Genomic DNA, 21,427 nt, shown 5'->3' on the forward strand with positions numbered 1-21,427 from the left:
GGCCGGAACCCGCCACGCCGAAGCACTGCTCCAGGAACTGTCCCTGGAGCAGCGCCCGCGTTGGTGCGATGTCAGTCGGCGAGTGGCAGGTACACCCGGTTGCCCTGGGCCTTGAACTCCTCGGACTTGACCTTCATGCCTTCGAGCGCTTCGGCGTCAACCTCGCTGGTCACGACGGCCTTGTCGCCGTACAGCTCTGTGATGCTTTTGCTGATCTTCATCGACGACAACTTCAGTCCGAAGAGGGCACGTTGGACGCCAGAAGCGGTCAATGGCGGCTGAGATAGGTGAGGACTGCCAAGACGCGGCGGTGGCCGCTGTCGGTCGGCGAGAGTCCGAGCTTGGCGAAGATGTTGCCGATGTGTTTGTGGACGGCGTTGTCGGTGATGACGAGCCGGGCCGCGATCGTGGCGTTGCCCTTTCCTTCGGCCATCAGGGCGAGAACTTCGCGTTCGCGTGGCGTGAGGGCGGCAATCGGGTCGTGGGCGGGACGGGTGAGGAGCTGCCCGATCACCTCGGGGTCCATGACGGTACCGCCGGCGGCGACCCGTCGCAGCGCGTCGATGAACTCGCTGACCCTGCTCACCCGGTCCTTGAGAAGGTAGCCGACGCCGCCGCGTCCATCGGAGATCAGCTCGCCGGCGTACTGCTGCTCGACGTATTGGGAGAGAACGAGCACAGGCAGGCCGGGGTGCCGGCGGCGGGCGTGGATGGCGGCGTGGATACCCTCGTCGCGAAAGGTTGGCGGTAGCCGTACGTCGACGATGGTGACGTCCGGTCGGTGTTCGGTGACGGCGGCGACGAAGCCGGGGACGTCCTGGGTGATCGCGGCAACGTGAAAACCCTTGGCGGTCAACAAGAGTTCCAGCCCATTGGACAACAGAATGTTGTCCTCGGCGATCACGACCCGCACGCCAGGCTCACGGTGATCGCAGTGGGGCCGCCGCCGGGGCTGTGGATACGGGTGGTGCCATCGAGCGCCAGGACGCGCCGGCGGATTCCGGCGATGCCGGTACCCAGCGTCTCGTCGGCGCCGCCGACTCCGTCGTCGGTGACCTCGATCGACAGCCGGTCATCGTCGCGTGCGACACGGACGTTGATCTGGGTGGCCCGGCTGTGCTTGGCAGCGTTGGTGAGCGCCTCGGCGATCGTGAAGTACGCCACGGCCTCGACCGCGGCGGGTATCGTGCCGAGATTGCCGATGTCGAGGGTGGTGTCGATCGCCGATCGGGCCCCCAGTGCGGCCAGCGCCCCGGCGAGGCCGCGATCGGCGAGGATCGGCGGGTAGATCGTCCGGATCACCGCACGAAGCTCCGCCATGGCCTCCTCGGTACTCTCATGCGCTTCCTCCAAGAGTCTGGCCACCGTCTGGGGGTCCTCGCTCAGCACCTCACGGGCCACGCCCAGCCGCATCGCGATGGCCACCAGCCGGGCCTGGGCGCCGTCGTGCAGGTCACGTTCGATCCGGCGGAGTTCCGCGCCGTGCGCCTTCATGGCGTCGGCCCGCGTCTCGGCCAGCGTCTCCACGCGCCGCGCCAAACTCTCGGTGGCCGAGGGGGACAGCAACACACCACAGATCCGGGCGTGTAGGCGCGCCAGCGGTGGAACCAACCAGTAGGTCAGGGCCGCGAAGACGACGGCTTGTGCGGTCCCCAGGGTCAATGCCGTGCCCCACCCGGACAGTGGAACACCGGCGGCGAAGCCGCCCGCGCGGGTGCCGGCGGGCAAGGCCCACCACAAGGGCACCGTGACGGCTGTGGCTACCGCGTTGCCCGCGCACAGCGCCACGACGACCCCGAACGCCAGACTGGTCATGATGTGTGTGCACAACCACGCGAGAACGCGCCAGGTACCGCAACGGACGGGATCGGAACGCGGGCAGAGCAGCAGCCGGTCAGCGCGGCGACGATGCCAGGACGCCCAGGCGCGAGTCGCCGTCGGGACGATGAGCACGGGCAGCGCGAACAGGGCGACCACAGCGGTTGACAGGCTTCCCAGGAGATAACCCAGACCGCGCCACATCGCCGAAAACCCTCTGGTTTCTTGGTGATTCACTCACGCAAGTCTGAGTCATCGTCACCTATCCCGACACTACAGCCCACTACCCCTTTTTCACACTGGTGAGCGGTAGCGCCTGCGCACCTCAGCCAGACCTAGGGTCAACGCCCATGACAAGTTCACCGACTCGTTCACCACGGCGGCGCGGCCGATCCATCGGACGGAGCCTGGCGCTGGCCGCTGTCGTGGCTGGAACCTTTTCCGCCTGTGCACCCAGCGAGCGGGCCGCCGTGCCACATGACGACCAAACCCAGCTCCAGCGCGACGCGGACGCGATCACCGCGGTCGGCGTGACGGGAGTGCAGTCCCGCCTGGTCACCTCGGGCAACCGGTACCTGACCGTCACCAGCGGCGTCGCCGACCTGACAGCCGGCCAGCCGGTCCCCCGGGATGGTTACTTCCGGATAGCCAGCGTCACCAAGACGTTCGTGGCCACAGTGACCCTGCAACTCGCCGGCGACCGCAGACTCTCCCTGGATGACCCGGTCGAGCGCTGGTTGCCCGGCGTGGTGTCCGGAAACGGTAACGACGGTCGCGCGATCACCATTCGCCAACTGCTCCAGCACACCAGCGGTATCCACGACGACTACCCGGACTACACCTCGGCGGAAGACTTCCACCAGCACCGGTACGACACCTACACACCCGAGCAGACCGTCGCCCGGGCGATGTTCCACCGCCCGGACTTCCAGCCCGGCGCGGGCTGGAGTTACAGCAACACCGGCTACGTCCTGCTCGGCGTGATCATCGAGCGGGTCACCGGGCACCCCTGGCATGAGGAGGTAATGGACCGGATCGTCCGGCCGCTCGGCCTCGATCACACCTTCTGGCCGGGTACCTCACCCACACTGCCCCAGCCACATGCCGAGACCTATCAGAGGTTCAAGGCCGGCGAGCCGCTCGTGGACGTCACCGAGCAGGTCGGCCAGGGCACCAACGGGGAGGCCGGGCTCGTCTCCACCACCGCCGATCTCGACCGATTCCTCCGCGCCCTGCTCGGCGGCCGGCTCCTGCCGCCGGCGCAGCTGACGCTAATGGAACAGACCATCCCGGTCAGTAAGGAATTCGAGCAGCTCATGCCGGGCGCCCGTGACGGGTTGGGACTCTTCTCACGCCCGCTGTCCTGCGGCGGGGTGTACTGGGGCCACGAGGGCGGCGATTCCGGCTGGATCACCGCCGACGGCGTCACCGCCGACGGCCAGCGCAGCGTCACCGTCTCATTGTCGGGCGTCCAAGCCGATTCCGCGGACGACGTCCTACGCGTGGAACAGGCCGAGAGCAGGCTGGTCGACGACGCTCTGTGCACGACTCCGAACGCCGACCATCAGCGACGATGAGGTCCTCCGCACGGCGCGGGTGCGGGGGGAGGGGGCAACTTCCGGGGCCACCCACATCACCCTTGATGACCGTCTCCGCCGAAATCTGAACAACATCAACGCCGTGCGGCCCAGCGACAGCAGAGCGCCGCCCCGAGAAGCGTAAAGCTCTCAGGGCGGCACTCGGGCGTGGTGTGTCAGTCCGCCATCGGCAGGTAGACCTTGTTCCCCTGAGCCTTGAACTCCTCGGACATGGCCTTCATGCCCTCGACAGCGGCCTCGTCGTACTCCGGCGAGGCCTCGCCGCCGCCGAACTTCTCATTGATGGATTTGCTGATCTTCATCGAGCAGAACTTCGGGCCGCACATCGAGCAGAAGTGGGCCGTCTTGGCGGGTTCGGCGGGGAGGGTCTCGTCGTGGAAGTCGCGAGCGGTCTCCGGGTCGAGGGCCAGGTTGAACTGGTCCTCCCAGCGGAACTCGAAGCGGGCGTCGGAGAGGGCGTCGTCCCAGACCTGGGCGCCGGGGTGGCCCTTGGCGAGGTCGGCGGCGTGGGCGGCGATCTTGTAGGTGATCACGCCGGTCTTGACGTCGTCCCGGTTGGGCAGGCCCAGGTGCTCCTTGGGCGTGACGTAGCACAGCATCGCGGTGCCCCACCAGGCGATCATCGCGGCGCCGATGCCCGAGGTGATGTGGTCGTAGCCGGGGGCGACGTCGGTGGTGAGGGGGCCGAGGGTGTAGAACGGCGCCTCGTCACAGATCTCCTTCTGGAGATCCATGTTCTCCTTGATCTTGTTCATCGGGACGTGGCCCGGGCCCTCGATCATCACCTGGACGTCGCGCTCGCGGGCGATCCGGCCCAGCTCGCCGAGGGTCTGCAGCTCGGCGAACTGCGCCTCGTCGTTGGCGTCCGCGATCGAGCCGGGGCGCAAGCCGTCACCGAGCGAGAAGGTGACGTCGTAGGAGGCCAGGATGTCGCAGAGTTCCTCGAAGTTGGTGTAGAGGAAGTTCTCCTTGTGGTGCGCCAGGCACCACGCGGCCATGATCGAGCCGCCGCGCGAGACGATGCCGGTCTTGCGGCGCGCGGTGAGCGGGACGTACCGCAGCAGCACGCCGGCGTGGACGGTCATGTAGTCGACGCCCTGCTCGCACTGCTCGATGATGGTGTCCCGGTAGACCTCCCAGCTCAGGTCCTCGGCCCTGCCGTCGACCTTCTCCAGGGCCTGGTAGAGCGGCACGGTGCCGATCGGCACGGGGGAGTTGCGCAGGATCCACTCGCGGGTGGTGTGGATGTTGCGGCCGGTGGAGAGGTCCATGACGGTGTCGGCGCCCCAGCGGGTGGCCCAGGTCATCTTCTCCACCTCCTCCTCGATCGAGGAGGTGACGGCGGAGTTGCCGATGTTGGCGTTGATCTTCACCAGGAAGTTGGTGCCGATGATGGCCGGCTCCACCTCGGGGTGGTTCACGTTGACCGGGATGACGGCACGGCCGCGGGCCACCTCGTCGCGCACGAACTCGGGCTCCAGGCCCTCGCGCAGCGCCACGAACTCCATCTCCGGCGTCACCACGCCCCGCTTGGCGTAGGCGAGTTGGGTGACGGCGACGCCACCGCGACCGCGCAGCGGGCGGCGCGGGCGGCCGGGGAAGACCGCGTCCAGGTTGCGCAGGTTGCCGCCGCGCGGCGAGGTGTGCTTGATCCCGTCGTCCTCGGGGCGCGCCTCGCGGCCGTCGTACTCCTCGACGTCGCCGCGCTGGCGGATCCAGGAGTCGCGCAGGGCGGGCAGACCGCGCCGCACGTCGGGCTCGTACGACGGGTCGGTGTACGGGCCGGAGGTGTCGTACAGCGGCACGGTCCTGCCGTTGGTGAGCTGCACCTCGCGGTACGGCACCCGCAGGTCCGGGCGGGATCCGTCCCGGTAGGCCTTGCGCCAGGCCGGGGTGGGGTAGCCGGTGCGCTCGCTGCTGGGGGCGCCCTGGGCAGACTGCGGCTGTGCTTCGAACGTGGTCATCTGACCTCTACTCCCTACGCCGGCATTACCCGGTCCAGGTTCCTGCGGTCGACGCAGCCGTCGGTCCGTCCGTCGACGTCCCGGTCAGCGCCCTCTCAGCCCGGTGCTCCGAGCTCCCGCGTCGCAGGCGGTGTTGCCTGCACATGACGCCCAACACGGTAGCGAGCCGATTGCCGCAGGTCCAGACGGCACCCGAAGGGAAATCCGGCCCCGCGGCCGGCGCGGCCCGGCCGGCGGCCGAAAGGCCGAGGCCCGGCCCCCGTGGACGGGGTGCCGGGCCTCCGGAGGTGCTCCGCCGTGCTCCCCGGACGGGGCGGCGGAGCGGGTTCAGTGCTTCGCGGCCTTCTTCACCAGGATCACCACGGCGGCCGCGATGCCCACCACGACCAGCAGCTTGATCAGGATGCTCAGCAGGGCGCCGACCACGCCGAAGACGAAGGCGATGATGTTCCAGGCCAGCACCAGGACCAGCACCGGGATGACGATGTTGCGCACCCAGGAGGGCAGCGACTTCCAGAGCTCAGCCATGTCGGTTCCTCTTCTCCCCTCGGGCCGGCTGCCGTCCGGTGCCGCATCCCGCTTGCTTTCGATGCTTCGATCGTACGGTGGCCGCAGCGCCGGAACGAGGCCCAACGGCCCGGAGAGAACCCCTAGATCACCCCGATCCCGACCCCCGGGACGACCCCCGAGAGGTCAGGGTCGGACACCCCCCGGCGGGGGTCAGACCGGCCAGCGCTCCCCGCGCCAGGCGGCGTCCCAGAACATCCACTCGTAGCGCGAGGTGGTCCTGAAGTGCTCGACCACCTTGCGGCGTTCGGCCGCGGAGAGCTCCTCGCCGAGCCGGTCGGTGAGCGTCAGCACCCGGCGCACCACGGACTGGAAGGCCTCGTCGCCGTAGGTGGCGATCCACTTGGCGTACAGCGGGTCGGGGGAGCCCTGGGCGAGCAGCGCCTCGCCGACCCGGGCGTAGATCCAGTAGCAGGGCAGCACCGCGCCGAGCGCCTCGGCGAAGGACCCGCCGTAGACGGTGGCCAGCAGGTAGCTGGTGTAGGCCCGGGTGGTGGGCAGCACCGGTTCGGCGGCGGCCTCCTCGGCGGTGCCGCCGAAGGTGGTGAGGAACTCGGCGTGCATGCCCTGCTCGGCGGCCAGCGCGCCGACCGCGTCGTCGGCGAAGGCCCGGACGTCCTCTTCGCCGGGTGCCTTGGCCGCGCAGACGGCGAGAGCCCGGGCGTAGTCGCGCAGGTAGTGCGAGTCCTGGACGACGAAGTGGCGGAAGGCCTCGCGCGGCAGGGTGCCGTCGGTCAGCCCGCCGATGAAGGGGTGGGCGAGGATCTCGGCGTAGATCGGCTCGATCGACGCCCAGAGCTCGTCGGTGAGACTACGGGTCATACGAACGACCCTAGCCGCCCGGCGTCAGTCCTCCGGCGGGGAGAACACCACCAGTACCCGCAGCTCCTCGGTGATGTGGTGGAACGCGTGCGGGGTGCCGGCCGGGACGTACACCACGGTGCCGCGCGCGACGGTCGCGGTCTCGGCGCCGACGGTCAACTCGGCGCGGCCGCTGATCACCTGGTAGATCTCGTCCTGGTCGTGCGCGGTCTGCGGGTCGGTGTCGCCGGGGGAGAGCGCGTACAGCCCGGCGGACATCCGCGGTTCGCGCAGGAACCGCAGGTACGCACCGTCGTTGGCCGCCCGCTCGGCGTCCAGTTCGTCCAGCCGGAACAGCTTCACCGCTGACGTCCTCCCTCGTCCGTCCACCGCGTGGACCAGCTGCATTCAACACCAACTCCTCGGGGGAGACCTTCCCCCCGGGCTGGGCGCCTGCCAGTCTTGGGCGGCATGAAGGGTTTCGTCATCAAAACACTGATCAACGCGGCGGCCATCTGGGTCGCCGCCTGGATCGTCAGCGGCATCCAGCTCGGCGAGGGCAAGGCCGACTGGCAGCACAAGGCCCTGACGGTGCTCGCCGTCGCCGTGGTCTTCGGTGTCATCAACTGGCTGATCAAGCCGGTGGTGAAGCTGTTCTCGCTCCCGCTGTTCATCCTCACGCTCGGCCTGATCACCTTCGTGATCAACGCCCTGATGCTGATGCTGACCTCCTGGGCGTCCACCAAGCTGTCGTTGGACTTCCATGTGGTCAACTTCGGCTCCGCGCTGATCGGTTCGCTGATCATCAGCCTGGTCTCGTGGGGCCTGCACCTGGCCCTGGACGACGACTGACCGGCGCCGTGCGCGGACGCGAAAGGGGCCCGTGCCCGGGTGCTGCACCCGGTGCGGGCCCCTTCGTCGCTCCTTCTTCCGGGTCCTCCGGTCCTCGGGCGGCAGCCCGTGGGCCGCTCACCCCGCGTTCTCGCACCCTCTGAGGATGTCCGCGAGCCGGGCGTCCAGCTCCCGCCCGATGTGCTCCTGCCCCATCGGCACCAGCCGGTCGGTGCGCGCCAGGAAAGCGATCAGCGGCGCCGCCGAGGCGTGCAGCACGGCGTCCCCGCCGGGGGAGTGCAGCACGATGCGGACCTCGGCGGGTTCCCCGCCGACCGGGTGGATGTGCACGTCGCCCTCGCCGGACGGTTCACCGAGGCCGTCGAGCAGCAGCTCGCGTGCGAAGACCCAGGTGACCGGTGCGTCGCCGGGCGGATGGAAGGTGAACCGGACCGCGTACGGGTCGCCGGGCTCGTACGCCAGGTCCGCCACGATGCTGAAGGACAGCTCGTGCGAGACCACGAGGTTCATCACCAGGTGACCCTGGACTGTGCTGTGCTGCATGGCGCCAGTACCTGCTTTCGACGGTCTTATGCAAGCAATCCACGTGATCCACGGCGCACCCGGCCCCCGAGCCCGAGTCCCTCGCACAGGTCCGTGTCCGGTTCATACCGGGAATGGACATGTGCGAGGGAAAGCTCCGGTTCGCCCGATGGCTGACCATTGGAGCACAGCGGAACCCCGAACGGATGCACCCGACCGGGTCGGCGTTTCGACCCCCTCCCGGTGCGGGAGACTCCCGCACAACGCTCCAGCCCCGGAGGTCGCCATGGGCCCCGACAACCGAACCCCGCCACCGCGCCCGGTCGTCAAGCGCACGGCCCGGGCGATCCTGCTGGAGCTGGACCCGGACGATCCGTACGGCCCGGCCTCGATCGTGCTGATCCGGCGGGTCCGGCCCGGGGCGCCGCATCCGTACTGGATCACCCCCGGCGGCGGGGTCGAGCGCGAGGACCGCACGGTGGTCGAGGCGCTGCACCGCGAGGTGGACGAGGAACTCGGCGGCAAGATCGTGGACGTGGTGCCCGCCTTCGTCGACACCATCAGCCACACACACCACGACGACGGCACCCTGTTGCACCCGCACGGGGTCAAGGTGCAGCACTTCTTCGCCTGCCGACTGGCCTCGATGGACCTCAGCCGGCGGCACGGGCCCGAGGTGTCGGACCCGAACGGCGAGTACGAGGTGGTCCGACTGCCGTTCACCCGCGAGGGCGTGACCTCGGTGAACGTCGTCCCGCCCAAGCTGCGGGCGTACCTGGCGGCCAACATCGAGGGCATCCGCGCGCTCCTCGCTCCCGACCTCGGCTGACCTTCAGCCCGCCGCCAGGTCGCCCACCAGGTCATGCCGGATCCGGTCGGCCGGCACGCCCGCGCGCAGCAGCGCCTCGACGCCGCGGCGGACCATCGCCGGCGGGCCGCTGAGCACCGCGTCCCGGCCGGCCCAGGAGCCGAACCGGCCCACCACCTCCGGCAGTTCGCCGGTCAGTGTGCCCTCGGCCGGGCCGGTGCCGGACAGCACCGGCCGTACGGTCAGCCAGGGGTGGCGCGCGGCCAGCTCGCGCAGCCCGTCCAGCTCGTACAACTCGCCGGCGCCGCGGGCGCCGTAGAACACCTCGACGCTGCGACCGGGCAGGCCGTACTCGGCCGCCTCCTCGACCAGGGCGCGGATCGGCGCGATGCCGGTGCCGCCGCCGAGGCAGAGCAGGTCGGTGCCGGCGGCGTGGTCGACGGTCATCGCACCGGACGCCGGGCCCAACCGCAGCACGTCCCCGGGGGCGGCCCGGTGCACCAGCGCGTTGCTCACCCAGCCCGCCTGAACGGCCTTGACGTGGAAGGTCAGCAGCCCGTCCGGGCGGGGCGCGGCGGCGAAGGAGTAGTGCCGCCAGACCCGCGGCCACCAGGGCGTCTCCAGGCTGCAGTACTGGCCGGCCCGGAACGGGTAGGCCTGGTCGGGGCGGACGGTGATCACCGCGACGTCCCGGGTGCGGCGCTCGTGCCGGACCACCTCGCCCTGCCACCAGGGCGGCGAGGTGCGGGCGGCCTCCTCGGCGGCCTCGATCATGATGGTGGAGATCAGCCGGTAGGCCCGGCGCCAGGCCAGCTCGGTGTCGGCGTCCCAGCGGTTGCCCGCGTACTTGGCCAGTGCCTGCACCAGGCACTCCCCCACCGGGGCGTAGTGGCCGGTCAGGGTGCCGTAGCGGCGGTGGCCGCGGCCGAGCGCGCTCAGCCGGGCCCGCAGCGCCACCGGGTCGTCGGCGCCGCGGGCGGCGGACAGCAGGGCGCGGAACAGCCGGTCGCGCTGGACGTCCATGGCGGCCGGGAAGAGCGAGCGGACCTCGGGGTGGTGCAGGAAGATCAGCGCGTAGAAGTGTGCGGTGGCCCGGTCGGCGACCGGCTCGACCAGGGCGAGGCTGGCCCGGATCAGCTCGATGTCCCGTGCGGTCAGCGGGAGTTCGGCGGCGGCCTGCACGGTGTCGCCCTGCACGGCACTGCCCTGCACGACGGCGATCTGCGCGGCACCGATCTGCGCTGCGCTGCGCCGCATGGCGGCGGGCAGCTCGGCCGGGAGGTGTCGGGCGGGCGACTGGGTGGCCCAGGCGTCACTCCAACTGTCGCCGATCCCTGCCCAGTTGAGGCTGGGAGCGTCGGCGAACAGGGGCTGGAAGGCGGGGGCGGTGCCGGTGGTCGAGGGCGGCTCGGGGTAGCTCGGTGCGGGGACGGCCGGAGGCTGGGCCGGCGGGTCAGGGATCACCAGGGGGACGGGCGCGGGGCCGACGACGGGCGCGGGGCTCGGCCGGGAGGCGTCGTCCGGCACCCGCGGCAGGACGGCCGTCGGTGCGTCCGCCGCCACCAGCGGCGGGAGGTCCGGCGGGTCCAGCGGCATCGGCGGCAGGACGGACTGCGCCTCGACCGGGGCCTCCGCCACCACCGGTTCGAGCGACAGCTCGGGCAGGCCCGGGACGGAGGCGGCCCCCGCCGAGCCGTGCCCGGTGCGGATCAGGAGTGTTCTGCGGGACTTCACCGCTACGTTTCGAGTACCCAAGAGAATCGTTTCGCCTCCGGCCGGCCTGCGCCACCACCTGGCTTGTCTCTGCTGACGCCTAGGCAGCGTGGCACGCCCGAACTGCTCATCCGACAAATCGCGTGAAGCCCGGACACCCGACCCCGGAACGCGCTACTCTCGCTCGATCGGCGGTCGCCCTGAGTGCCGAGCAGCACACCCAGGGCGACCGCGCCCTGCTCAGACCGGCCCGCTCACAGCTGCCCGCTCACAGCTGCCGCAGCAGCATCCCCGGCTGCTCGACGCAGTCCGCGACGAAACGCAGGAAGCCGCCCGCCGTCCCGCCGTCGCAGACCCGATGGTCGAAGGTGAACGACAGCTGCGTCACCTCGCGGACCGCCAACTCGCCCCCGACCACCCAGGGTTTGGCCACGATCCGGCCGACGCCGAGCATCGCCGCCTCGGGGTGGTTGAGGATCGGGGTGGAGCCGTCCACGCCGAACACCCCGTAGTTGTTCAACGTGAAGGTACCGCCGGTCAGTTCGGCCGGGGTCAGCGAGCCCTTGCGCGCCGAATCGGTCAACCGGGCCAACTCCTCGCCGAGTTGCTCGGTGCTGCGGATGTGCGCGTCGCGCACCACCGGCACCACCAGGCCGCGTTCGCCCTGCGCGGCGAAGCCCAGGTGCACCGCCGAGTGCCGGATGATGCCCGAACCATCCTCCGTCACACTGGAATTGAGCTCGGGGAAGCGCGCCAGCGCGACCGTGCAGATCCGGGCCAGCAGCGCCAGCACGCTCACCTTCGGCCCCGGCGTGGCGTTCAACTGACGCCTCAGCGCCATCAGTTCGGTGGCATCGACGTCCACCCAGCAGGTGGCGGCGGGGATCTCCCGGTGGCTGCGGCTGAGCTTCTCGGCCACCGCCTTGCGCAGCCCGCGCAGCGGGACGACGCCCTCCTGAACCGCAGCCGCGGCAGCGGGCACGGCAAGCGCCGGAGTGGCCACCTTGGCCGCAACCGCCCGTTCGACGTCCGCGCGCATGATCAGCCCGTCCGGGCCGCTCCCGGTGAGCGCGGCCAGATCGACCCCCTGCTCCCGGGCCAGCCGCCGCACCAGCGGCGAGATCACCGACACCACGACCGGAGCGATCGGAACAACGGGAGCGGCCGGAGCAGCCGGGGCGGCAGGAGCGATCGGAGCGGCCACAGCCGAAGCCACCCCCACCCGACGCCGCCGCCCACCCTTGCTCTCGACGACCCCGTACCCCACCAACGGCCGCTCGACCTCAGCGGCGGGAGCAGCGGCCGGAGCCTCGGGAACAGCCCCCTCCGCCGTCGCCCCCGCGACCGTCACCAGCGGAGCGCCCACGGCGATCTCCTCGCCGACCTCGCCGTACCGCGCGGTGACCACCCCGCCGTACGGGCAGGGCACCTCCACCACGGCCTTGGCCGTCTCCACCTCCACCACCGGCTGGTCGACGGCGATCACCTCGCCGACCTCGACCATCCAGCGCACCACCTCGGCCCCGGTGAGTCCCTCACCGAGGTCGGGCAGCCGGAACTCCCGTACGACGGGCATCATCCTCAGTCCTCCCACTGCAGCCGGGCGACCGCGTCCAGGATCCGGTCCACCCCGGGGAGGTGGTGGTGCTCCAGCATCGGCGGCGGGTACGGGATGTCGAAGCCCGTGACCCGCAGCACGGGCGCGGCCAGGTGGTGGAAGCAGCGCTCGGTGACCCGTGCGGCGATCTCCGCGCCGGTGCCGCCGAAGCCGCTCGCCTCGTGCACCACCACGGCCCGGCCGATCGAGCGCACCACCCGGGTGACCGTCTCGTCGTCGAAGGGCACCAGGGTGCGAAGGTCCAGCACCGCGAGGTCCCAGCCCTCGGCCTTCGCCGCCTCCGCCGCCTCCAGGCAGACCGGCAGCGAGGGGCCGTAGGTGATCAGTACGGCGGAGGTGCCGGTGCGCCGCAGCACGGCCCGGCCGATCGGCTCGACCGGCGCGGTCGGGTCGAACTCGGCCTTGCCCCAGTAGAGCCGCTTGGGCTCCAGGAAGACCACTGGGTCGTCGGAGGCGATCGAGGCGCGCAGCAGCCCGTAGGCGTCCGCCACCGTCCCCGGGGTGACCACGTGCAGGCCCGGGGTGCTGGTGTAGTACGCCTCGGAGGCGTCGCTGTGGTGCTCGACGCCGCCGATGCCGCCGCCGTACGGGATGCGCACGGTGATCGGCAGCGGCAGCTTGCCCGCCGTGCGGTTGCGCATCTTGGCGACGTGCGAGAACAGCTGTTCCAGCGCCGGGTAGGCGAAGGCGTCGAACTGCATCTCGACCACCGGGCGCAGCCCGTACATCGCCATGCCGATCGCGGTGCCGAGGATGCCGGCCTCGGCCAGCGGGGTGTCCAGGCAGCGCTCGGGGCCGAACTCGGCGGTCAGCCCGTCGGTGATCCGGAAGACGCCGCCGAGCTGGCCGACGTCCTCGCCGAGCACGTGCACCGTCGGGTCCTCGCGCATGGCGTCGCGCAGCGCGGAGTTGAGCGCCTGGGCCATGCTGGCCGTGCGCGCGGAACCACTGGAGGTGTGCCGCGGAGCGGCTCCGCCAAGGGTGGGGGTGGGGGACGGGTGGGACATTACTGCTGCACCTCGGCCTCGGCGGCCAGCTCGGCGGACAACTGGGCGGCCTGCTCCCGCAGTTGCGGGGTCGGCTCGGCGTAGACGTGGGCGAACAGCGCCATCGGGTCGAGCTCCGGGTCGGCGTGGAACTCGGCCCGCATCCGGGCCGCCAGCGCCTCCGCCTCCTCCGCCGCCTCCTGCACCAACCGGTCGTCCAGCACGTCGAGTTCGCGCAAAGCGCGCTCCATCAGCAGGATCGGGTCGTGCTCCCGCCAGGCGTCCACCTCGGGCTCGGTGCGATAGCGGGTGGCGTCGTCGGCGTTGGTGTGGGCCTCGATCCGGTAGGTCAGCGCCTCGATCAGGGTCGGGCCCTCGCCGCTGCGGGCCCGATCGACCGCCTCGGTGAGCACGGAGTGCAGCGCGGGCGCGTCGTTGCCGTCCACCAGCCGGCCCGGCATCCCGTAGCCGACGGCCTTGTGGGCCAGGCTGGGCGCGGCGGACTGCGCGCTGAGCGGGACGGAGATGGCGTAGCCGTTGTTCTGCACCAGGAAGACCACCGGGGCCCGGAGCACGGCCGCGAAGTTCAGCGCCTCGTGGAAGTCTCCCTCGCTGGTGCCGCCGTCGCCGAGCATCGCCATCGCGACCACCGGCTCGCCGCGCAGCCGGGCGGCGTGCGCCAGTCCGACCGCGTGCGGGGCCTGGGTGCCGAGCGGGGTGCAGAGCGGGGCGGTGCGGCTGGCGCGCGGGTCGTAGCCGGTGTGGGCGTTGCCGCGCAGCAGGGTCAGCGCCTCCAGCGGGTCGACGCCCCGGGAGACCACCGCGAGGGTGTCGCGGTAGCTGGGGAAGAGCCAGTCGTGTTCGCCGAGCACCAGCGCGGCGGCGACCTGGCAGGCCTCCTGGCCGGTGGAGGCGGGGTAGACGGCGAGTCGGCCCTGTTTGGTGAGGGTGGTGGCCTGCTGGTTGTAGCGGCGGCCGACCACCAGGCGGCGGTAGAGCTCGCGCAGCAGCGCCGGGTCGTACTTCTCCAGCGCGGGGGTGCCGAGCACCCGGACGGGGGAGACGTCCGGGAGAAGGGGGGCCGGATCGGTGCGGGGGGCGGTGGCCCCGGGCAGCCAGCCGGGCACCGCCGTGTGGTGTCTGTGGTCGAGAACGGTCATCTCGGGGCACCTCCATGGGTGGCGGGGGCTCCCTACCGATTGTTCGGTCGTCTGTTCATCTTGACCAGAAGCGTGACAAGGTGGTGGACATTCGGCCTGTACGGCGGTCGACTGGTGGCAGTGCGTCCAATCGGTGAGGGTGGGGGGTCATGTCGGCTGAACAGATGTCCAGACTCGACCGGGTCGACCGGTCGATCCTGCGGCTGCTGCAGCAGGACGGTCGCGCCTCGATCCGCTCGGTGGCCGAGCGGGTCCACGTGTCCCGGGCCAATGCCTACGCCCGGATCTCCAGGATGGTCGAGGACGGCATCATTCGCGGCTTCACCGCCAGGGTCGACCACGAACGGGCCGGTCAGGGTGCGTCCGCGTACATCACCCTGAAGATCGTCCAGAATTCCTGGCGCACCGTGCGCGAGCAGCTGCTGGCGCTGCCCGGGGTCGCCCACATCGCGCTGGTCGGCGGCGACTTCGACGTCCTGCTGCTGGTGCACACCGCGGACAACCACGCCCTGCGGGAGCTGGTGCTCAACCGGATCCAGTCCATCCCGCAGGTGCTTGGCACACGAACCATGCTGGTGTTCGAGGAGACCGACCAGGTCCCCCCGGATTAGGGCTTGTCCGGCGGATGTCGGCGGGCCCGGCAAGATCCGCCGGACGGGCCCTGGACGCCTACCGCGCCCGCAGCCCGTCGAAGGCCAGGTGCACCACCGCGTCCGCGACCCCGTCGGCGGCCTTCAGCCCGGGCCGGTACCACTCCACGATCGAGTTGATCATCCCGAAGAGCAGCCGGGTGGCCAGCCGGGGCTCCACGTCCGCGCGCAGCGAGCCGTCCGCGACGGCCGCCCGCAGCAGCTCGGCGACCTGGTGGTCGAAGTCCCGCCGGCGCTCCAGCGCCCACTGCTCGGTGGCCGTGTTGCCGCGCACCCGCAGCAGCAGCGTCACGTACGGCAGCTCCTCCAGCAGCACCTCGGCGGTGCGCCGCACCACGTGCTCCAGCCGCTCCACCGCCGGGCCCTCGACCGCGGCCGGCTCGGCCAGGATCGCGAACAGCCCGTCCAGCGCCCGCCCGACGGCCAGCCGCAGCAGTTCCTCCTTGCCGCGGACGTGATGGTAGATGGAGGACTTGGAGATCCCGGCCGCCCGGGACAGGTCCTCCATCGAGGTGCCGTCGTAGCCGCGCTCGTTGAACACGTCGACGGTCACCGCGAGCAGTGACTCGACGGTGTAGGCGGTGCGCGTGGTGTGATCGGCCATCCTCCGAGTATCCCCAACCGCCCCGGGCCGCACGCGGTCGGGTCGGCCGGTCCGTGCCGGGCCGCTCGGTCCGTGCCGGGCCCGGCGTCGCCACGCGGGCGGGAGTTCGCGAACCGCCTAGAATTCGGCGGACGATCGTCCACGTCCAGCAGGCTGGGGTCCACCGCTGATGAACGCAATACCGGCAGTCTCCTCCGACGTGCCCGAACAGCGCAGCGGGGAACCGGAGAGCGTCCCGGGCACCTGGCAGGACCGCGCCCGCGCGCTGGTGGTCCGGTTCGGCCCGGCCGTGTGGTGTTACGCGGTGCTGAAGCTGATCGGCTTCACCGTGTTCATGAAGCTGCTCTCCTTCGCCGGCGACTACGCCAAGAAGCCGGCCCGGTTCGGCGGCGGCGCCAACACCTGGGACGTGCTGGCCAGCTGGGACGGCTGGTGGTACCAGCAGGTCGCGCAGTTCGGCTACCACCCGGCGCTGATCCCGGTCCCGGGCGGCCAGCCCGGCTTCACCATCGAGCAGAACTCGGCCGCCTTCTTCCCGCTCTACCCGGGCCTGATGCGGTTGACCTCGGACGTCACCGGGCTCGGCCTGTACGGCGCCGGGATGCTGGTCTCGGTGGTGGCCTCGCTGTTCGCCGCCGCCGGGATCTACGCGGTGGTGGAGCGGATGTCCGGCCCCCGGGCGGGCGTGATCGCGGCCGGGATCTGGGCGATCGCCCCGGGCTCGGGCGCCGAGTGGGCGCTCTACTCGGACTCCCTGTTCGTCGCGCTGGCCGCCTGGGCCTGCTACTTCACGATGACCAAGCAGTGGGTCACGGCCGGGGCGATCACCCTGATCGCCGGGCTCAACCGGCCGACCTCGGCGGCGCTGATCGGCGCGGTCGGCCTGGCCGCGCTGGTGGAGCTGTACCGGCGGGAGAGCGGCGTGCTGCGCCCGCTGGCGGCGATGGTGCTGGCCCCGGTCGGCCTGCTCGGATACGTGGCCTGGGTGGGCTGGCGGACCGGCGAGTGGGGCGGCTACTTCCGGCTGCAGCACGACGCCTGGCTGCACTACTTCGACTGGGGCCAGGGCACCTGGCACTCGATCCGCGGGGTGCTGCTGGGCCGCAACGACTACCCCTTCGCCTTCCCGGTGCCGGACCTGCTGGCCACCCTGATCGTGTTCAGCCTGCCGGTGCTGATCGTGCTGCTGGTCCGGCTGCGCCCGCCGCTGGTGCTGACCGCCTACACGCTGGCCACGATCGTGTCGGTGCTCGGGAGCCTGGGCATCTTCGGCAACGTCTCGCGCTACCTGCTGCCGGCGTTCCCGCTGTTCATCGCGCTCGCGGTGGGGATGCGCAAGCTCAGCTGGCCGGTGCTGGCCGCGGTGCTGGGCACCGGTGCGGTCGCCTCGGGCTGGTACGCCGGGTACGTGATCTTCGAGCTGGGCGTGCCGTAACCCCCGCTTGCTCCGAAACCCCACGGGGGCGCGTCCGGCGAGGACGCGCCCCCGTGTTTTTTGCCGCAATCCGATCCCTGCACCCTCTTGAGCCGACCGATCGTTCGGTTACTCTGTGACGTGTCCCGTCCTCCCCTCTGAGGAGCGCACAGATGTCCGCAGCGGTCACCCACCCCCTCGTCAGCGAACTGGTCGAGCGCCACCAGGCCACCCTGGACGCCGCGCTCGCCGCCGCCGCGAAGCGCGACTACTGGTCCGCGTACCCCGAGTTCCCGAAGGCCTACGGCGAGAGCGGCCCGGCCGACGGCAAGGCCGCCTTCGACGACCTGCTCGGCAAGCCGTTCACCCTCGACGGCCACCCCACCGACGGCGACCAGGTCGGCGGCGAGGCCTCCCCGTACGGCATCGAGCTGGGCATCACCTACCCGCACGCCGCCCCGGACGCGCTGATCGCCGCGATGAGCACCGCCCGGCCCGCCTGGGCCGCCGCCTCCCCGATGGAGCGCGCCGCCGTCTGCCTGGAGATCCTGCACCGGATCAACGCCCGCTCCCACGAGTTCGCCCAGGCCGTCATGCACACCACCGGCCAGGCCTACGGCATGGCCTTCCAGGCCGGCGGCCCGCACGCCCAGGACCGCGGCCTGGAGGCCGTCGCCTACGCGTACGCCGAGCAGACCCGGCTGCCCCGGCAGGCCGGCTGGACCAAGCCGCAGGGCAAGCGCGAGCCGCTGGTGATGACCAAGGAGTTCACCGTCGTCCCGCGCGGCCTCGCGCTGCTGATCGGCTGCAACACCTTCCCCACCTGGAACGGCTACCCGGGCCTGTTCGCCTCGCTGGCCACCGGCAACCCGGTGCTGGTCAAGCCGCACCCGCAGGCCGTGCTGCCGCTGGCGCTGACCGTCGCGATCGCCCGCGAGGTGCTCGCCGAGGCCGGCTTCGACCCCAACCTGGTCTGCCTGGCCGCCGAGCACGAGGGCGGCACCGTCGCCCAGAGCCTCGCCGTGCGGCCCGAGATCAAGATGATCGACTACACCGGCTCGACCACCTTCGGCGACTGGCTGGAGGAGCACGCCAAGCAGGCGCAGGTCTACACCGAGAAGGCCGGTGTCAACGCGGTGGTGATCGACTCCACCGACGACTACAAGGGCATGCTCGGCAACCTGGCCTTCGCGCTCTCGCTCTACAGCGGCCAGATGTGCACCACCCCGCAGAACCTGCTGATCCCGCGCGGCGGCATCGGCACCGACCAGGGCGACAAGTCCTTCGACCAGGTGGTCGCCGACCTCGCCGCCGCCATCGAGGGCCTGCTCTCCGACGACGCCCGCGCCGCCGCCATCCTCGGCGCCGTGGTCAACCCGGGTGTGCTGCAGCGCTCGGCCGCCGCGGCCGGCGGCGAGTACGGCGAACTCGCCCTCGCCCCGCGCGCGGTGACCTCGCCCGACTTCCCCGGCGCGACCGTGCGCACCCCGGCGCTGGTCAAGCTCAACGCCGACAAGCCGGACGACCGCTCGGTGTTCCGCAGCGAGTGCTTCGGCCCGGTCTCCTTCGCCGTCGCCGTCGAGTCCACCCCCGCCGCCGTGGAGCTGCTGCGCACCACCGTCCGGGAGAAGGGCGCGATGACGGCCTCCGGCTACACCACCTCGCCCGAGGTGGAGGCCCTGCTGGTCGAGGCGGCGCTGGACTCCGGCGTCTCGCTCTCGCTCAACCTCACCGGCGGCGTCTACCCCAACCAGACCGCCGCCTTCTCCGACCTGCACGGCACCGGCGCCAACCCGGCCGCCAACTCGGCCTACTGCGACGGCGCCTTCGTCGCCAACCGGTTCCGCACGGTGGAGATCCGCCGGCACAGCTGAGGCACCCACCGCGCGTCCCGGTCCCCCGGTGGTCATCGGCCACCGGGGGACCGGCGGTTCACAGCTCCCGTGCGGCCAGCGATGATGGAGGCTGGGAGAACGCCTGGAACGGCGTCCAACCGCCCTCCGAACAACGGGAGCTGATACATGGCCGTGAAGCCGACGACCGAAACCGACGTCATCATCGTCGGCGCCGGACCGACCGGACTGCTGCTGGCCGGCGACCTCGCCGCCGCCGGAGTCGGCGTCACCGTCCTGGAGAAGCGCACCGCCGAGTCCAACCTCACCCGGGCCTTCGCCGTGCACGCCCGCAGCCTGGAGCTGCTGGACGCCCGGGGCCTGGCCGACGAACTCATCGCCACCGGCCGCCCGCTCAGCTCGTTGAGGATGTTCAACCGCGCCGTGATCGACCTCGGCGCGATGCCCACCCGGTTCCCGTTCGTCCTGATCACCCCGCAGTACAACGTCGAACGGGTGCTCCAGGAGCGCGCCGAGAAGGCCGGCGCCGTGATCGTGCGCGGCGCCGAGGTCACCGGCCTGCGCCAGGACGCCGAGGGCGTCACCCTGGAGACCCGCGACGGGCAGACCCACCGCGCCCGGTACGCGGTCGGCACCGACGGCGTCCGCTCCGCCGTCCGCGACCTGCTCGGCATCCCCTTCCCGGGCGAGGCGGTGGTCGACTCCGTGCTGCTCGCCGACGTCCGGCTGGAGCGCGAGCCCGCCGACGCGATCGCCGTCGGCGCCAACAAGAGCGGCTTCTCCTTCATCGTCCCGTTCGGCGACGGCTGGTACCGGGTCATCGCCTGGGACCGCAACGAGCGCCAGAGCGACGGAGCCACCCCCACACCCGAGCAGCTCACCGCGATCGTGCTGGCCACCCAGGGCGAGGACTACGGCCTGCACGACGTGCGGTGGAGCTCCACCTTCCACAGCGACGAGCGCCAGGCCCCCAACTACCGCTCCGGCCGCGTCTTCCTGGCCGGCGACGCCGCCCACTGCCACTCCCCGGCCGGCGGCCAGGGCATGAACACCGGCCTCCAGGACGCCGCCAACCTCTCCTGGAAGCTCGCCGCCACCCTCCGGGGCCGGGCCACCGACGCGCTGCTGGACACGTACCAGACCGAGCGGCACCCGGTCGGCAGGATGGTGCTGCGCACCTCCGGCGCGCTGATCCGGATCGCGCTCGCCGAGTCCGGCCCCACCCGCGCCCTGCGCGGCGCGCTCACGGCGCTCGGCAGCCATCTCGACCTGCTCAGCGAGCGCGGCGCCCGGATGGTCGCCGGCATCGAGATCTCGTACCCGGCCCCCAAGGGAGCCCACCCGCAGGTCGGCAAGCGCGTCCCGGACCTGCGGCTGACCGCGCTGAGCAAGCCCGAGGAGGGCGCTCCGGCCGGCCCCGAGCGGCTCTACGAGGCGCTGCGTGCAGGGCGGTTCGTGCTGGTCAGCAATGACGAGCTGACCGCCGCCGAGCCCTGGGCGGACCGGATGGTCTCCGCCGCCCCGGCCGACCCGCACGGCAAGCTGGCCGACACCGTCCTGCTGATCCGCCCGGACGGCTACGTCGCCTGGGCCGCCGTCGACCCCGGCCAGGGCGAGCTCACCGAGGCCCTGACCAGCTGGCTGGGCGCCGTCTGACCAGCAGTCGGCGGGTGCGGCATCCCGCCGCACCCGCCGACCGTTTGTTCGGTCGTCCGTTAACCCCGCGCCTTCACGTAGTGCCGCGCCGCCTTCGCCCGGTTCCCGCAGACGGCCATCCGGCACCAGCGTCGGCGGCCGTTCTGCGAGGCGTCGAAGAAATGCAGAATGCACGCCTCGTGTGCGCACTGCTTCACCCGGTGCGCCCCCTGCCCGAGCAGGGTGAGGAAGTCGTCCGCCGCCAGCCAGGGCGCCAGCCACTCCGGCCGGTCGGCCTCCACCAGGTCCACGGCCCCGTCCGCTCCGGGCGTCCGCCGGATCCGCCCGTGCGCCAGCACCGCGTCCAGCCCGTCGCGCGCCCGTACGCTCAACTCGCCCAGCTCACGGGCCTCCTGGGCGGCCAGCCCGATCGCCTCACGCGCCTCCCGGATCGCCGCCAGCCCGGCCTCGTCGGCCGTGCAGCGCCCGCTCAGCCCGTTGGATGAGAGCCAGATCCCGTACTCCTCGACGCCGGTGAGCAGATCGTTGACGGGCGTGCCGGCCCAGCGCGTGTTGAGCAGGTCGAGCGCGAGCGGCTCGCCGGTCAGCGGTCGCGGGTCCCTCGGGTCTGCCGTCACGTCAGTCGCCCCTCTCCCTCGGCTCCGCCCGATTCTACGTCCGCGCCCCGCGCCGTGAATTGGTATGGACCAGTGCCGGAATTCCGGCCATTCACTGTATGGAATCACCGGCGTTCCAGGGCTCCACACTTGACTGTTTTTTAGCAACGAATTGCTTGGTCATGGGACATCTCGCGCATCTGTTCTGTCATGTTCTAGCCAGCGTTCTCACCCCGGAACGCCTGGC

General features: G+C 71.4%; 21 protein-coding genes and 1 riboswitch. Of the genes, 7 read left to right on the top strand and 14 right to left on the bottom strand.

Annotated elements, in window-relative coordinates; translation table 11 throughout:
* Window positions 1–71 precede the first annotated feature (71 nt).
* The 3 genes from ACH4E7_RS03250 to ACH4E7_RS03260 are packed head-to-tail and all read right to left on the bottom strand — an operon-like array spanning window position 72 to window position 2,055.
* Complete coding sequence (locus ACH4E7_RS03250) at window positions 72–221, bottom strand: hypothetical protein (protein ID WP_396247287.1); 150 nt, start codon at window positions 219–221, stop codon at window positions 72–74.
* A gap of 47 nt (window positions 222–268) precedes the next feature.
* Window positions 269–913: a LuxR C-terminal-related transcriptional regulator gene (locus ACH4E7_RS03255; RefSeq protein ID WP_396247288.1), complete on the bottom strand. Its 645-nt coding sequence runs from the start codon at window positions 911–913 to the stop codon at window positions 269–271.
* Entirely contained in the window at window positions 901–2,055 is a 1,155-nt protein-coding gene (locus tag ACH4E7_RS03260) for a histidine kinase (protein ID WP_396247289.1), read from the bottom strand. Before ACH4E7_RS03260 ends, ACH4E7_RS03255 begins: the two co-directional genes overlap by 13 nt.
* Before the next feature lie 233 nt (window positions 2,056–2,288).
* On the opposite strand from ACH4E7_RS03260, the gene ACH4E7_RS03265 reads away from it, so the two are divergent.
* Window positions 2,289–3,395, top strand: coding sequence for a serine hydrolase domain-containing protein (locus ACH4E7_RS03265; protein ID WP_396247290.1), 1,107 nt, complete (start codon window positions 2,289–2,291; stop codon window positions 3,393–3,395).
* Window positions 3,396–3,571: 176 nt separating this feature from the next.
* Here the strand turns inward: ACH4E7_RS03265 and thiC are convergent, their stop codons facing one another.
* The 4 genes from thiC to ACH4E7_RS03285 form a co-directional block, all read right to left on the bottom strand.
* Window positions 3,572–5,380 carry a phosphomethylpyrimidine synthase ThiC gene (thiC, locus tag ACH4E7_RS03270; protein WP_396247291.1) on the bottom strand — a complete coding sequence of 603 codons (1,809 nt, stop codon included), beginning with the start codon at window positions 5,378–5,380 and terminating at the stop codon, window positions 3,572–3,574.
* Window positions 5,375–5,510, bottom strand: a riboswitch (TPP riboswitch). It overlaps the preceding gene by 6 nt.
* A 197-nt stretch (window positions 5,511–5,707) precedes the next feature.
* Entirely contained in the window at window positions 5,708–5,908 is a 201-nt protein-coding gene (locus tag ACH4E7_RS03275) for a DUF5326 family protein (protein WP_355668965.1), read from the bottom strand.
* Window positions 5,909–6,100: 192 nt separating this feature from the next.
* Window positions 6,101–6,769 (bottom strand): thiaminase II, encoded by a 669-nt coding sequence (gene tenA / locus ACH4E7_RS03280; RefSeq protein ID WP_396247292.1) that lies wholly within the window; start codon window positions 6,767–6,769, stop codon window positions 6,101–6,103.
* A 24-nt stretch (window positions 6,770–6,793) separates the two neighbouring features.
* Window positions 6,794–7,111 (bottom strand): cupin domain-containing protein, encoded by a 318-nt coding sequence (locus ACH4E7_RS03285; protein ID WP_355669046.1) that lies wholly within the window; start codon window positions 7,109–7,111, stop codon window positions 6,794–6,796.
* A gap of 108 nt (window positions 7,112–7,219) precedes the next feature.
* Between ACH4E7_RS03285 and ACH4E7_RS03290 the strand changes: the two genes are divergently transcribed.
* The gene (locus ACH4E7_RS03290; RefSeq protein ID WP_396247293.1) at window positions 7,220–7,600 is read left to right on the top strand and encodes a phage holin family protein; all 381 of its coding nucleotides are present in this window, start codon (window positions 7,220–7,222) and stop codon (window positions 7,598–7,600) included.
* 117 nt (window positions 7,601–7,717) lie between these two features.
* On the opposite strand, the gene ACH4E7_RS03295 is transcribed toward ACH4E7_RS03290, so the two are convergent.
* Window positions 7,718–8,143, bottom strand: a complete 426-nt coding sequence (locus tag ACH4E7_RS03295; protein WP_396247294.1) for an SsgA family sporulation/cell division regulator — start codon at window positions 8,141–8,143, stop codon at window positions 7,718–7,720.
* A gap of 265 nt (window positions 8,144–8,408) precedes the next feature.
* Here ACH4E7_RS03295 and ACH4E7_RS03300 point away from each other — a divergent pair, with 265 nt between their 5' ends.
* Window positions 8,409–8,951: an NUDIX domain-containing protein gene (locus ACH4E7_RS03300; protein WP_355668961.1), complete on the top strand. Its 543-nt coding sequence runs from the start codon at window positions 8,409–8,411 to the stop codon at window positions 8,949–8,951.
* A 3-nt stretch (window positions 8,952–8,954) separates the two neighbouring features.
* On the opposite strand, the gene ACH4E7_RS03305 is transcribed toward ACH4E7_RS03300, so the two are convergent.
* The 4 genes from ACH4E7_RS03305 to pdhA form a co-directional block, all read right to left on the bottom strand.
* Complete coding sequence (locus ACH4E7_RS03305; protein WP_396247295.1) at window positions 8,955–10,664, bottom strand: globin domain-containing protein; 1,710 nt, start codon at window positions 10,662–10,664, stop codon at window positions 8,955–8,957.
* Window positions 10,665–10,911: 247 nt separating this feature from the next.
* Window positions 10,912–12,219, bottom strand: coding sequence for a dihydrolipoamide acetyltransferase family protein (locus tag ACH4E7_RS03310; protein WP_396247565.1), 1,308 nt, complete (start codon window positions 12,217–12,219; stop codon window positions 10,912–10,914).
* A 5-nt stretch (window positions 12,220–12,224) separates the two neighbouring features.
* Complete coding sequence (locus ACH4E7_RS03315) at window positions 12,225–13,187, bottom strand: alpha-ketoacid dehydrogenase subunit beta (protein ID WP_396247566.1); 963 nt, start codon at window positions 13,185–13,187, stop codon at window positions 12,225–12,227.
* Window positions 13,188–13,267: 80 nt separating this feature from the next.
* Window positions 13,268–14,407, bottom strand: a complete 1,140-nt coding sequence (gene pdhA / locus ACH4E7_RS03320) for a pyruvate dehydrogenase (acetyl-transferring) E1 component subunit alpha (protein WP_396247296.1) — start codon at window positions 14,405–14,407, stop codon at window positions 13,268–13,270.
* A gap of 164 nt (window positions 14,408–14,571) precedes the next feature.
* Here pdhA and ACH4E7_RS03325 point away from each other — a divergent pair, with 164 nt between their 5' ends.
* On the top strand, window positions 14,572–15,018 hold the full coding sequence (locus ACH4E7_RS03325) for an Lrp/AsnC family transcriptional regulator (RefSeq protein ID WP_355668958.1): 447 nt from the start codon (window positions 14,572–14,574) through the stop codon (window positions 15,016–15,018).
* Window positions 15,019–15,076: 58 nt separating this feature from the next.
* Here ACH4E7_RS03325 and ACH4E7_RS03330 read toward each other — a convergent pair whose 3' ends face one another.
* A complete protein-coding gene (locus ACH4E7_RS03330; protein WP_396247297.1) occupies window positions 15,077–15,661 on the bottom strand; it encodes a TetR/AcrR family transcriptional regulator in 585 nt (194 codons plus the stop codon).
* A 169-nt stretch (window positions 15,662–15,830) separates the two neighbouring features.
* Between ACH4E7_RS03330 and ACH4E7_RS03335 the strand changes: the two genes are divergently transcribed.
* From ACH4E7_RS03335 to ACH4E7_RS03345, 3 genes are all read left to right on the top strand, one after another.
* On the top strand, window positions 15,831–17,096 hold the full coding sequence (locus tag ACH4E7_RS03335) for a hypothetical protein (protein WP_396247298.1): 1,266 nt from the start codon (window positions 15,831–15,833) through the stop codon (window positions 17,094–17,096).
* 152 nt (window positions 17,097–17,248) lie between these two features.
* On the top strand, window positions 17,249–18,949 hold the full coding sequence (gene paaN / locus ACH4E7_RS03340; protein ID WP_396247299.1) for a phenylacetic acid degradation protein PaaN: 1,701 nt from the start codon (window positions 17,249–17,251) through the stop codon (window positions 18,947–18,949).
* Between the two features lie 147 nt (window positions 18,950–19,096).
* Window positions 19,097–20,584 carry an FAD-dependent monooxygenase gene (locus ACH4E7_RS03345; RefSeq protein ID WP_396247300.1) on the top strand — a complete coding sequence of 496 codons (1,488 nt, stop codon included), beginning with the start codon at window positions 19,097–19,099 and terminating at the stop codon, window positions 20,582–20,584.
* Window positions 20,585–20,643: 59 nt separating this feature from the next.
* Here ACH4E7_RS03345 and ACH4E7_RS03350 read toward each other — a convergent pair whose 3' ends face one another.
* Window positions 20,644–21,201 carry a CGNR zinc finger domain-containing protein gene (locus tag ACH4E7_RS03350; protein ID WP_396247301.1) on the bottom strand — a complete coding sequence of 186 codons (558 nt, stop codon included), beginning with the start codon at window positions 21,199–21,201 and terminating at the stop codon, window positions 20,644–20,646.
* Window positions 21,202–21,427: the final 226 nt, after the last annotated feature.

Origin of the sequence: Kitasatospora sp. NPDC018058 (assembly GCF_044327205.1) — a bacterium.
Lineage (GTDB): Bacteria > Actinomycetota > Actinomycetes > Streptomycetales > Streptomycetaceae > Kitasatospora.